General features: G+C 43.5%; 13 protein-coding genes and 1 other RNA gene. 12 read left to right on the top strand and 2 right to left on the bottom strand.

What is annotated here, in order from left to right; all coding sequences use genetic code 11:
- Positions 1–4: 4 nt before the first annotated feature.
- The 7 genes from ACESR9_RS04420 to ACESR9_RS04390 all read left to right on the top strand — a co-directional run bounded on the left by ACESR9_RS04420 (position 5) and on the right by ACESR9_RS04390 (position 4,968).
- Entirely contained in the window at positions 5–493 is a 489-nt protein-coding gene (locus tag ACESR9_RS04420) for an ECF transporter S component (protein ID WP_118227762.1), read from the top strand.
- Complete coding sequence (locus tag ACESR9_RS04415) at positions 471–878, top strand: DUF4430 domain-containing protein (protein WP_070506050.1); 408 nt, start codon at positions 471–473, stop codon at positions 876–878. The genes ACESR9_RS04420 and ACESR9_RS04415 overlap by 23 nt, the downstream gene beginning before the upstream one ends.
- A gap of 319 nt (positions 879–1,197) precedes the next feature.
- Positions 1,198–1,923: a hypothetical protein gene (locus ACESR9_RS04410; RefSeq protein ID WP_023919822.1), complete on the top strand. Its 726-nt coding sequence runs from the start codon at positions 1,198–1,200 to the stop codon at positions 1,921–1,923.
- 164 nt (positions 1,924–2,087) lie between these two features.
- Positions 2,088–3,149, top strand: a complete 1,062-nt coding sequence (locus tag ACESR9_RS04405; RefSeq protein ID WP_023919820.1) for an AAA family ATPase — start codon at positions 2,088–2,090, stop codon at positions 3,147–3,149.
- Between the two features lie 10 nt (positions 3,150–3,159).
- On the top strand, positions 3,160–3,375 hold the full coding sequence (locus ACESR9_RS04400; RefSeq protein ID WP_023919818.1) for a hypothetical protein: 216 nt from the start codon (positions 3,160–3,162) through the stop codon (positions 3,373–3,375).
- Positions 3,376–4,152: an NUDIX domain-containing protein gene (locus ACESR9_RS04395; protein WP_023919815.1), complete on the top strand. Its 777-nt coding sequence runs from the start codon at positions 3,376–3,378 to the stop codon at positions 4,150–4,152. It begins immediately after the preceding gene.
- Positions 4,153–4,281: 129 nt separating this feature from the next.
- Positions 4,282–4,968: a YoaK family protein gene (locus ACESR9_RS04390; RefSeq protein ID WP_023919813.1), complete on the top strand. Its 687-nt coding sequence runs from the start codon at positions 4,282–4,284 to the stop codon at positions 4,966–4,968.
- Between the two features lie 191 nt (positions 4,969–5,159).
- Here ACESR9_RS04390 and dusB read toward each other — a convergent pair whose 3' ends face one another.
- Both dusB and hslO read right to left on the bottom strand, forming a co-directional pair.
- The gene (gene dusB / locus ACESR9_RS04385) at positions 5,160–6,137 is read right to left on the bottom strand and encodes a tRNA dihydrouridine synthase DusB (protein WP_003012894.1); all 978 of its coding nucleotides are present in this window, start codon (positions 6,135–6,137) and stop codon (positions 5,160–5,162) included.
- The gene (hslO, locus tag ACESR9_RS04380; RefSeq protein WP_156671706.1) at positions 6,124–6,996 is read right to left on the bottom strand and encodes an Hsp33 family molecular chaperone HslO; all 873 of its coding nucleotides are present in this window, start codon (positions 6,994–6,996) and stop codon (positions 6,124–6,126) included. The genes dusB and hslO overlap by 14 nt, the downstream gene beginning before the upstream one ends.
- 319 nt (positions 6,997–7,315) lie before the next feature.
- On the opposite strand from hslO, the gene ACESR9_RS04375 reads away from it, so the two are divergent.
- The 5 genes from ACESR9_RS04375 to ffs all read left to right on the top strand — a co-directional run bounded on the left by ACESR9_RS04375 (position 7,316) and on the right by ffs (position 12,355).
- Positions 7,316–8,608: an adenylosuccinate synthase gene (locus ACESR9_RS04375; protein WP_014714023.1), complete on the top strand. Its 1,293-nt coding sequence runs from the start codon at positions 7,316–7,318 to the stop codon at positions 8,606–8,608.
- A 214-nt stretch (positions 8,609–8,822) separates the two neighbouring features.
- Positions 8,823–9,467, top strand: coding sequence for an HAD family hydrolase (locus ACESR9_RS04370; RefSeq protein ID WP_003002091.1), 645 nt, complete (start codon positions 8,823–8,825; stop codon positions 9,465–9,467).
- 364 nt (positions 9,468–9,831) lie between these two features.
- Complete coding sequence (locus ACESR9_RS04365) at positions 9,832–11,409, top strand: ATP-binding cassette domain-containing protein (RefSeq protein WP_373105757.1); 1,578 nt, start codon at positions 9,832–9,834, stop codon at positions 11,407–11,409.
- A gap of 302 nt (positions 11,410–11,711) precedes the next feature.
- Positions 11,712–12,221, top strand: a complete 510-nt coding sequence (tadA, locus tag ACESR9_RS04360; RefSeq protein ID WP_303468958.1) for a tRNA adenosine(34) deaminase TadA — start codon at positions 11,712–11,714, stop codon at positions 12,219–12,221.
- A gap of 38 nt (positions 12,222–12,259) precedes the next feature.
- Positions 12,260–12,355, top strand: an RNA gene (gene ffs, locus ACESR9_RS04355) — signal recognition particle sRNA small type.
- The last annotated feature ends 237 nt before the right edge of the window (positions 12,356–12,592 follow it).

Here is a 12,592-nt window from a genome sequence, read left to right as displayed (position 1 = left end):
CGTCATGACGCTTCAGCGATTAACCCGTATTTCGCTTTTGGCGGCCCTTTGTGTCGCTCTACGTCAGGCTTTTGCCCCTTTCCCAAATGTCCAACCTATTTCTGCTATCTTCTTTCTCTTGGTGATATTTGAAGGGTATAGCTTTGCTTTTCTTGTGATGATGATCACCATGTTTGTCTCCGCCTTTTTCCTGGGGATGAGCTTGATTGTGTTCTTTCAGATTGTCGCCTTTGGCTGTTTGATGCTCATTTGGCGCATCAGTTACAAGTGGTTGCCCTTTGTCCTTCAGATCCTTTTTGTGGGCTTACTGTCCTTTGCTTATGGGGTCTTGATCGATAGTGTTTATGCCTTGATGTACCATATTCCTTGGTGGACCTATGCTTTGGTCAATGGTTTTAGTTTTAACCTTGCCCATGCTCTGTCGACGATCATTTTCTATCCCATTATCTATCAAATCTTTAGGAGATTTTATGTTGAAAAAAACCATTTCTAGCTTGATGACCTTACTTGCAGCTCTTCTTTTAGCGAGTTGCGCTCCGTCTCATAGCACAAACAATCAAACAACTGCTTCTAGCGCAGAAGTTGCCAAGAAAAACGAAATTTCGATTACGATTAGTGTGACGCCAGAAGGTCAAAAAGTGCAATCGAAAACCTTGAAAGTAGCAGAAGAGAGCAACCTCATGAAAGTGCTCAAAGCCAACTACAAGATTGAAGAAAAAAATGGCATGATCACCTCGATTGACGGTCACAGCCAAGACGAAGCCAAAGGCCTTTACTGGATGTACAAGATCAATGGCGAAATGGCTCCAAAAGGTGCTGCTGAAACCACCGTTAAAAAAGGAGACAAGATCGAATTCTATCAAGAAGTGTATAAATAATGAGAAGAGAGTGGGACAGAAATCGGTAATTCGTTAGAATTCGATTTCGTCGTCCCACCTCCGCACAGTTGAGTAGGGCTGTAAAAGCTGATGAAGTCAGCGTAGTAGAGCCCACTCAACCACTGCGTCTTGCTCGACAATCCAAAAATAATTGAGAGGCTAGGACTTTTGTTCCAGCCTCTTTTTTGCTAAAGTTTAGGAACTTGCCTAAAACTTCTTTCAAATTAGAAAAATATTTGAGAAACTATTGACAGCCTCATATAACAGTGTTACAATAATGTTACAAAATATTACAAATGTTACAAAAAGAGGTTCTGTTATGAAAAACAAAAAAATCATTTCCCTAGCAGCGCTAGCTCTTACAGCTAGTCTTTTCCTAGGAGCTTGTGGCGGGAATAAAGAAGAAAAAACTTCAGAAGCAAGCAGTTCAAAGACCAGTCAGGTTAAACAAACAAGTTCTTCTTCTAAGAAAAAAGTGATCACTAGTAAAGATCCGATTGCCTCTTCATCCTCTGATAGCAAATCAGAAGAAAGTCATACTGTTGGTAGCAAAAATAACCAAGCAGCAGCTAGTCAAACACCTGCTCCAGCTAAAGAAGCGACACCAGCAGCACCCGTAACAAAAGAAACAAAAGAAGTAGCCACTCCAGCAACACCAGCGAAAGCAAAATTGCCAAGTCTAGAAGACGGCCATGCCCATGCTAAGAAGCAAGCTTCTGCTACAGAGAATGCCCAATACAAGGGAGTCTATTCTGTAGCAGCAGGGGATTTCTCTGCAGCAGCTGGGAATTGGTCTGACAAACGCGACACTGGAGTCACTATTGGCCAAGGTGGTCAAGTGACCATCCAACTTCCTGGGGGCCAACCCGTAGCCTATGGTATCAGTGCTTATAACTATACCTTGGATGATGGTCATTACCATGCTAATCTCTCAGCAGGCGATGGGTCTGCAGCGACTCTAGATATCGTAGTTGGAAAAGATGGCTCTGTATCTAGTGTGACGGTTCTGAAAGATGGTGTCAGCCACTCCCTCACTCGTGAATAAAATTCGAAAGATCTGAAAGGAGAAACTTCTCTTTTCAGATCTTTTTTTGTTGACTTGAAGAAAAATATATTTTTTTATAAAAAACTATTGACAGATAGAAAATATAGTTTATAATAAAAACATAAAGAAAATCTATTTATAAAAAATTATAAAAAGGAGTTTATATGAAAAAAGAAAGAATTGCCCTGGTTTTTGGAACCTTTGCGCCTCTTCATCAAGGGCATATTGACCTGATCCAGCGGGCCAAGCGTCAGTGTGATCGCGTTCGTGTCATCGTATCTGGTTATGAAGGGGACCGTGGCGAAGAAGTGGGATTGACCTTACAAAAACGCTTCCGTTATATCCGGGAAGCCTTCTCTAATGATGAGTTGACCCAAGTCTATAAGCTAGATGAAACAGAACTTCCTCGTTATCCCTTGGGCTGGGAGCCTTGGTTACAAACAGCCCTTGACACCATCCAGTATCAAACAGAGACAGAAGAGTTGATCTTTTATGTAGGGGAGAAAGCCTACAAGGAAGAGTTGGAAGCTAGAGGGTTTGAAGTTCACTTAGAAGAGCGCCGCTTCGGGATCTCTGCTACCATGATCCGGGAAAATCCCAGCAAATACTGGAAATACATTGCCCAGCCCTTCCGTCGCCAGTTCACGAAAAAAGTCTTGATCATGGGGAGCGCCAGCAACGGGAAAACGACCCTTGCAAAGGACTTGGCTCGCTTTTACGATGCACCTGTTAGTCTTGAGTATGCCCGTGAATACCAGATCAAGAACAATGTTCGAGATGATGAGCTCACGCCAAAAGATTACTATTACCTACTCTTAGGACAGTATGATCAAACCTCTAAGCTCATCGATAGTAGTGCCAATCGAGGCCTTGTCATCGCCGATACCAATTCCCTGGTGACCAAGGGTTATTACGACTACTATATGGAAGTCGAAGGCCAGGATACCAGCATGACCGATACCTTTGACAACCTCTTTGTCAGTATTTTGTCCAAAGAAAAATGGGATTTGATCCTCTTTGTACAGCCGATCGGCTCTTATGTCAATGATGGTTTCCGAGATATGACCATGGCTGACGAAGAGATCCGCACCAGCTTTTCAAATTACCTGGACCAATTGCGCCAGCAATACCTAGGAAACATTCCGACCACTTTCCTCGCATCAGACTACCTCGGCAACTACGAAGAAGCCAAGAAGGTGATCGATGCCATTTACCAAGCCGACTAAGGAGCCGCTTATGAAAAATCTATCTGAAAAATTAGCAACTTTTAGCCAAGACTTTAGAAATGTTCACCAAGAAGCGAAAAAGCAAGGCTTTGTCAATATTATGAAACTCCTGTGGAAGGACCTTTTTGTGGGACGTACAGCCTTTCAATGGATCTATCTCCTGCTTCTTTCCAGCGTTCCCTTCTTCTTAGAATGGACCAAAGCCCTCAAGAAGGAGGTGGCTTAGATGGCAAGTCTCTCAATTCCAGCAGGAATGACGGAGAAAGAGTATTTTGAGACGGTCGCTAGTGAAGCAGACTTTCTCAAGTGGTACAAGGAGCAAGATCTGCCAACTTATGAAACTCCAAGTGTCACAGCGGACATGGTGGCTTACTGTTTTGTTGAAGGCCAGCTCAAGCTCTTAGCCATTCGCCGCAAGGCCCACCCTTATCAACACCGCCTCGCCTTGGTGGGGGGCTTTGTGAACAAGGATGAAGATGCGACTCATGCCTGCATCCGAGAAGTCAAAGAAGAAGTCGGGCTCGATCTTCCAGTGAATAAGGTGGAACAACTCATGACAGTTTCCACCCCTGGGCGGGATCCCAGAGGCTGGGTCATTACCATCGCCCATTTGGTCTATCTGCCGGCAGAAGCAGTGGACTTAGCCCATGCAGGGGATGATGCCAAGGAAGTTATTTTTCTCGATGTCGATTTCAAGAAGTCTCAGTGTTTACTTGATGGAGAACCTTTAGCTGCTTCTGATTTTGCCTTTGACCACTATCAAATTATTCAAGAATCGATCAAGCGGATTCAGGGACGTCTCGACTGGAATCCAACCTTCCTCTATCTGTTAGAGGAGCCTTTCACCGTTTATGAAGCAACCGAATTGGTCAATTTGATCAATCCAGGACGTCCCATCGTTAGCAATAACTTCCTCGTAAAATTCGGAGAATTCGTGGAAGAAGTGGGTGTCAAGCGAGTACCTAAGAAAAAACCGCGCAAGACCTACCGTCTAAAACAGTAGATCGAGCGAGGTTCATTCTATCAGCCCTCCCATACTTTTAGTAACGGAAGGGCTTTTTCTGATTTTTCCTGCTCCACTTGTGTGCAAAGTGGTATAATAAAAATAATTGAAATCAAAAGGGATACGACTATGGAAGAAAAAATCATCTTACCACAAAATACACGACTGATGGGGGCTCTGCTTGGTTTTATCGGAGGGGGCCTCGATGTTTTTTGCCACATGCACTACCGGAGTTTGGTCGCGACCCAAACTGGGAACCTCCTGCTTCTCATCGCTGATTGGCACGATCCCCGTGTCGAAAATACCATCATGCGTTTTTCATCTATTTTATTTTTCTCGATCGGCTTTTTGGTTGCCCTCCATATCAAAGAATATCGCAAGACAGCCTTTTGGCGGACCAAGATGTTGATTCCTTTGTTTGTGGTGACACTCCTGATTCCCTTGGTGTCTGTCATACCACCTGTAGAAGTTCCCTTTATTGCTTTTGGGACAGGGATGATGATGTTGACCTTTACAGGGAGCCTCATCGAAAATCACCCTTATGTGATCTTTATGACTTCCGGAAATTACCGCAAGATGCTGACGGCCTTGTACCGAATCACTCGAAGAAAGGGAGATTTAGACGAGTATCGGCGTCAGGCTATGAATTACGGAATCGTTGTTGGAAGCTTTGTTGCAGGAGCGATTAGTGTAGCCATCCTCATGCATTTCATTCACCAATGGGCCATCTGGCTGATCACAGCCAACCTCTTTTTGATCATGACCTACTACACCGCCAGAGTCAAACAACTCGGCCTGCAGACAGACAATCTATAAAAAGAGGCTGGGACAAAAGTCCTAGCCTTTCAATTATTTTTGGATTGTCGAGCAAGACGCAGTGGTTGAGTGGGCTCTACTACGCTGATTTCATCAGCTTTTACAGCCCTACTCAACTGTGCGGAGGTGGGACGACGAAATCGAATTCTAACGAATTACCGATTTCTGTCCCACTCTCGCTTTTTGTATTTCTATGCTTTTAATTGTAAGAGTTCTTCAATCTCAGCCAGAGTGCTAGCTTGCGAGATGGCGCCACGGAGTTTGGCTGCACCTGAGGTACCACGGAGGTAGTGAGGAGCGAGACCGCGGAATTCACGAACGGCAATGTGCTCACCTTTGAGATCGATCAAGCGTTTCAAGTGTTCGTAAGCAATCTTCATCTTGTCTTCAAAAGTCAAATCAGGCAGGATTTCTCCTGTTTCAAAGTAGTGGTTGATTTGGTTGAAGAGATAAGGATTGCCCATAGCAGCGCGACCAATCATGACCGCATCGGCACCGACTTCTTCGATCCGTTGTTTGGCATCTTGAACCGTACGGATATCTCCGTTTGCGATAAATGGAATCTTAGTCAGAGCTTGTGCAACCTTGTGAAGGGTCTCAAGATCCGCATGACCCGTATACATTTGCTCCCGAGTCCGTCCGTGCATGGCAAGGGCAGAGACGCCTGCAGCTTCAGCGGCGAGTGCATTTTCAACTGCTAGAGAAGGATCCGACCAACCCGTCCGCATCTTGACCGTCAATGGGATATCAAGGACGGATTGAACCTTGTTGATGATGGAGTAAATCTTGTCTGGGTCCTTGAGCCACATCGCACCAGCCTCGTTCTTGACGATTTTATTCACCGGGCAACCCATGTTGATATCGACGATATCGGTCTTGGTATTTTCTTGGATAAATTCAGCTGCGCGTGCGAGGCTGTCTTCGTCGCTTCCAAAGAGTTGGATCGATACAGGATTTTCGCCTTCATCGATATGGAGCATATGCAGTGTCTTTTCATTGTTGTATTGGATTCCCTTGTCAGAGACCATTTCCATCACAACGAGTCCTGCTCCCAGTTCTTTGGCAATGGTCCGGAAAGCCGAGTTGGTCACTCCAGCCATTGGGGCTAGGACAGTACGGTTAGGGATTTCGACATCCCCGATCATAAATGGCGTATTAAGATTTGTCACGAATGAGTTCCTCCAAGTCATTTTCGTCAAAGTGGTAGTGGGTTTGGCAGAATTGGCAGGTAATCTCTGCACCGTGATCTTCATCTTTCATCTCTTTTAGATCACTAGCTGGCAGACTTGCTAAAGCGTTCAAGAAACGCTCATGGCTGCAGTCGCACTGGAAGCGAAGTTCTTCTTCAGAGAGGCGTTTGAAAGGTTCATCCCCATAGATAGCGGCAAGAAGAGCTTCAATATGGTCTTCAGATTCCAAAAGTGTGGAGATGGCAGGCATTTCTTGGATGCGTTTTTCAAAGCGCGCGATTTCTTCTTCCTTGGCATTGGGCAAGACCTGGAGCAAGAAGCCACCCGCCACTTTAACCTTATCTTCGTCATCCAACAGAACATTGAGTCCAACTGCAGATGGTGTTTGTTGGCTTTCTGTCAGATAAAAGGCCAGGTCTTCTCCGATTTCACCGGTTACAAGAGGGGTCATGGAGTTATAAGGATTTCCCGTACCATAATCTGTGATGACCAAGAATTCTCCGTTTCCGACAAATGGTCCGACCAGAACTTCACCGGTCGCGGTTTTCTTGATATCCACTCCAGGATTCTGCACGTAGCCTTTCACATTTCCCTTGGTATCTGCCACGGTGATGATAGCTCCGAGTGAGCTAGTCCCAAGGACTTTGACCGTAATTTTAGTATCTCCTTTCTCGTTTGCCGCCAAGATTTGGCTGGCAATGAGGGTACGGCCAAGTGCGACCGTGGAGCTAGCTTGTGTATGATGTTTTTCTTGGGCTGTTCGTACAGTTTCTGTACTGTCTAGTACATAAGCACGAAAAGCACCACTTTCTGAGATAGTTTTAATAATTTTGTCCATACCTACTATTTTAGCACAAATCAAGCAAAGTGGGGACAAGGAGAATTCTGAAAATCAGTCGTTTCAGAAGAAGGACGAGAAGAAAAGAAAATTCCGAACGTTATTTCTAGAAAGAAGCAATTTCCAAGTAAAAGACGAGTTTCATAGAGAAGTTGGTTTAAAAAGAAAGGAGAAAAATAAACGATAGCCGAGTGGATCTTGAAAAAACATTAAAAATTGCTTATAATAGAGTGTAAGACAAACTTGCAGGTGAGACTCCTGCCCTTAGTTTGAAGAAAGGCATAGATAGGCAACTATCTATGGTATATGAAAAAGAATTATGACATCAGTAGTTGTAGTAGGAACCCAATGGGGTGATGAAGGAAAAGGGAAGATTACTGACTTCCTATCAGCCAATGCAGAAGTCATTGCTCGCTACCAAGGTGGGGACAATGCCGGTCACACTATCGTGATCGATGGCAAAAAGTTCAAGTTGCACTTGATTCCTTCAGGTATCTTCTTCCCTGAAAAGATTTCTGTCATCGGAAACGGCGTGGTGATCAATCCTAAATCATTGGTCAAAGAGTTGGCTTATCTTCATGAAGAAGGTGTGACAACAGACAGTTTGCGCATTTCAGACCGCGCCCATGTCATCCTCCCTTACCATATCGAATTGGACCGTCTCCAAGAAGAATCTAAAGGAGACAACAAGATCGGAACGACGATTAAAGGGATTGGCCCAGCCTACATGGACAAGGCTGCGCGTGTGGGAATCCGGATTGCGGATCTATTGGATCGTGATGTCTTTGCGGAACGTCTTCGTATCAACTTGGAAGAAAAGAACCGTCAATTTACCAAACTCTATGATGCAGAGGCTCTGTCATTTGACGATATCTTCGAAGAATACTATGAATATGGTCAACAAATCAAGCAATATGTAACCGATACTTCTGTTATCTTGAACGATGCTTTGGATAACGGCAAGCGCGTGCTCTTTGAAGGAGCCCAAGGGGTTATGCTGGATATCGACCAAGGAACCTATCCATTTGTAACCTCTTCAAACCCAGTCGCAGGTGGGGTGACCATCGGATCAGGTGTCGGCCCAAGCAAGATCGACAAGGTTGTCGGTGTATGTAAAGCCTACACTAGCCGTGTTGGTGACGGACCATTCCCTACAGAGCTCTTTGATGAAGTGGGGGATCGGATCCGTGAAGTCGGCCATGAGTATGGGACAACAACCGGTCGTCCTCGTCGTGTTGGTTGGTTTGACTCAGTTGTCATGCGCCATAGCCGTCGCGTGTCAGGAATTACCAACCTTAGCTTGAACTCGATCGACGTTCTGTCCGGCTTGGATACAGTGAAAATCTGTGTAGCCTACGACTTGGATGGGGAACGCATCGACCACTACCCAGCAAGCTTGGAGCAACTCAAACGTTGCAAACCAATCTATGAAGAATTACCAGGCTGGTCAGAAGACATCACAGGTGTCCGCCACTTGGATGAGCTTCCAGAAAATGCCCGCAACTATGTCCGCCGTGTCGGTGAATTAGTTGGTGTGCGCATTTCAACCTTCTCAGTCGGACCAGATCGTGACCAAACCAATATCCTTGAAAGTGTGTGGTCTAGTTTATAAGCAAATGAAGATAAGAGAGTGGGACAGAAATCGGTCATTCGTTAGAATTCGATTTCATCGTCCCACCTCCGCACAGTTAAGTAGGGCTGTAAAAGCTGATGAAATCAGCGTAGTAGAGCCCACTCAACCACTGCGTCTTGCTCGACAATCCAAAGACAATTGAGAGGCTAGGACTTTTGTCCCAGCCTCTTTTTGAAAGCAGAAAGAGGAAAAAATGTATCAAACGATTTTATTTGACCTAGACGGCACCTTGACCAATTCAGAACTAGGGATTACCAACTCGGTGGCCTATGCCTTAGGAAAATATGGGATTCAAGTGCCAGACAAGAAAGCATTGAGAGTTTTCATCGGTCCGCCCTTGCAGGAGTCTTTTGAGCGCTTTTATGGATTTTCTAAGGAAGAATGTTTAAAGGCCATTGACTACTATCATGAGTATTTTTCCGAAAAAGGCCTTTATGAAAATGAGGTCTATCTAGGCGTTCCTGACTTGCTGGCTTCTCTCAAGCAGGCTGGCAAACAGTTGATTGTAGCTACGTCAAAGCCTGAAGAATTTTCCATTCAAATTCTCAAACACTTTGGTTTGTATGATTATTTTGACTTTGTCGCTGGTGCGACCATGGATAGAAAACGTAGTAAAAAAAGCGATGTTATCCAGTATGCCTTGGAGCAAAATGGGATTACAGATTTGGCGCATACCATCATGATTGGAGACAGGGAGCACGATGTGCTTGGCGCTCAAGCGCAAAAGCTTGATTCTATCGGTGTCCTTTATGGCTTTGGAAGCAGGGAAGAATTGGAAGAAGCCGGCGCCACCTATATTGCTCAAGAAGTTGGCGAAATTGCAGCTTTTATAGGATAACCTTTTCCAAAATATTAAAAGTTGGAACTTTTCTAATCTGCTGAATATTGCTTGATTCAATATTTCTATCGGTGTATACTTACTGTAGGTTAAGTCACACAGATTAAGAGGTGATAATATGAATTTGTCACGATATATATTAAAATATAGTACTGATGATGGTACGTTGTATTTTAATACTAAAACCAATCATTCATTTTTTCTAAGGAAGATATCATGAAGGTTAAAGTGAATAACAAATTCGATGACAAAATGAATGCTAAACCTAGAGTATTTAACTATAATTGTGATTGTAAATAATCACGATTTTAAATAAATTAGAGAAGAGGGTTGTGCTAGCCCTCTATTTTGATGGATGATAATTATGAGAAATATTTATAAGTACATTGATAAGAAGTATCTTTTTCCTATTTTTTTAGGGCGTATTGTGAATAGTGGTTTGGTGTTGGCGCAACCTCTGATTTTAACGAAGGCCTTGAAGTTAGATCAAAACGGCCTTTCTTATGGAAAAATTCTCAATTTTGTTTTATTTGGTTTGTCTGTCTATCTTGTTATTTATAGTCTGATGCTGTTTTCAAACTATTCGCACAATATATTCCGAAGAGAAATCAACAAAAGTGTCCGTGCCCTTTTATTTAAGAAAGTCATATTGAATCCTAAATTTTCCAATGATGAAAAAGTTAGTCTGCTAACTCAAGATATGGAATATGTGGGCGATAATTATTTGGAAAATATAAATGTTATGGTGAGTTGGGGATTTGTCGCCCTTGTTACAGCCATTTATATTGTTTCACAAAATTTTCTCTTAGGACTTATTTTTGTCATTTTTACGATTATGAGACCTATTCCTCAGTTCATCATGAATCGTCGTTTACAAGATTCGGGAGACAGCTGGTCCAAGCTTAGAACGAAATTACATGGGCTTGTCTCGGATAGTATGCAAGGCAGCCAAACCTTACGGATTAATCAGGCCATGAGGCTGAATGAAGAGCGCGTGAATGATTTAAACGGAGAATATCAAAAAGCCATCCAAAGATTTTGTTTCACACATAATATTATTTTTTTCTTTAATGGATTTATGGTCTTTTTTAGTCAGGTTGTTCCTCTTGCTTTAGGCTTTTATTTGAGTTTACAGGGAATTTCTATTTCTATTACAAGCCTCATCTCTATGTATGTTGCTGCGGGGATGCTGGTAGAACCGATCCAAACTCTGATGTACAGTGTAGCCAATCTCCAAGGTGCCTTGCCGACTGCGAACCGCCTGTTTAAGATTATCGAGGAAGAACCTGATTTCGAAGAGACAAAGGATCAATTTGTTGAAAATCTCGAATCGTTGCGCTTAAATCATATTTCAAAAAGTTTTGCTGAACGTCAGCTTTTTTCTGATTTGACGGCGACGATTTCAGTAGGTCAGAAGGTCTTAATCAAAGGACCGAGCGGGTCTGGAAAGACGACTCTTTTTCGCTTGATTTTAGGAGAAGAAGTATGTGATGAGGGTGACATTTTCGTTCAGTATGATGGAAATCAAATAACGAGTCATTTCCAAGGGAATATCGGTTTAATTAGCCAGCATCCCTTCCTGTTTAACGATACTATCCGCTATAATCTAACTTTTGGTCAGCCTTTTCAGGACCATGAATTATTGGAGGTATTGGACCGAGTTGGCTTAATAGATGAATTTCAGGATATTTTGAATGTAGAAATTCATAATAATGGTGAAAACATTTCAGGAGGTCAGCGTGTCAGATTAGAGTTGGCTCGTTTTCTCTTACGCGAGAAGGATATTTTATTAGCGGACGAAGTGACATCAGCTTTGGACGAAAAAAATAGTCGTCTGGTTAGAGACCTAATCTTTTCTTTGCCGATCACGGTACTAGAAATAGCCCATCATATTGATGAAGAAGAGCGCTATGACCAAATCCTTGAGTTACGTAAAGGATGAGCGATGCCACAATAGTTGGTTCTGCGACAAAGCGGATAGTAGTAAGCCAGCAATTTGTCAGATATTTTTGAGATTCTAAGTGGTGATATTTCCAAAATCATCAATACTCAGAGAACTTAAGCTTTATTTAAGATAGGCCAGCTATACTAGAAGCATAAACAAAGACCTCCTAACTTTGTTTAAACCTCCTAAACTTTTTCATAATAATCTCCCATAAGAGTCGCCCAATCGGCGGCTTTTTTTGTGAGTCGTAAGCTGCCTATGGTATAATGAACAAAGAAACTAAAAGGAAGAAGGAAGAGATGGACTACACGATAGAGGAAAAAGCGATGTTTATGAGGGAAGCCCTGAAGGAGGCGGAGATTGCCCTCGCCAATGATGAAATACCGATTGGCTGTGTCTTGGTCAAGGATGGTCAGATTATCGGGCGTGGACATAATGCGCGTGAGGAGCTGCAGCGGGCGGTCATGCATGCGGAAATCATGGCGATCGAGGAGGCCAATCAGCGTGAAAATAGCTGGCGCCTGCTGGATACGACGCTTTTTGTCACGATTGAGCCCTGTGTCATGTGTAGTGGTGCCATTGGACTAGCCCGGATTCCTCAGGTAGTCTACGGAGCGACCAATCAGAAGTTCGGTGGAGCAGGAAGCCTCTATGACATTTTGACAGATGAACGCCTCAATCACCGAGTCGAAGTAGAAACAGGAATTTTGGAAGCAGAATGTGCAGCCATTATGCAGACCTTCTTCCGCCAAGGCCGAGAACGAAAAAAACAAGCCAAGCTCGCAGCCAAGGCCGAAACACAAGAATAAAAACCGGACCTTTGCAAATCGAACAAATTATGATATAATACCTATCGGAGCAACAGTTCTGCGTGAAGCGGGTCAGGGGAGGAATCCAGCAGCCCTAAGCGAAGTGAACTGTGTGCTCTTTTCTATTGCTCTTGATGAATCGAGCCTGCAAGGCGTAGATGAATCCTAGAGCAATGGATGCAGTTTTTCCCGCTAGGGAAAAAGCTGTAAACCAATTAATGCTCTTAGTGAGGTAAGCCTGTAAGGTGCAACCGAGCTTAGAGATATTGATCCTGAGGATCGAAGCGACGTGAGGGCTATCACTCACCATAGTCATTTAGAAATGACTTTCTTATTCAAAGAATAAAAGAGAAAAAATAGAGTTTCGTGAG

Source organism: Streptococcus parasanguinis (genome assembly GCF_964238605.1).
Classification (GTDB): Bacteria; Bacillota; Bacilli; order Lactobacillales; family Streptococcaceae; genus Streptococcus; species Streptococcus parasanguinis_AJ.
Note: the sequence above shows the minus strand (reverse complement) of the source record. Positions and strands in the feature narration are given on the sequence as shown.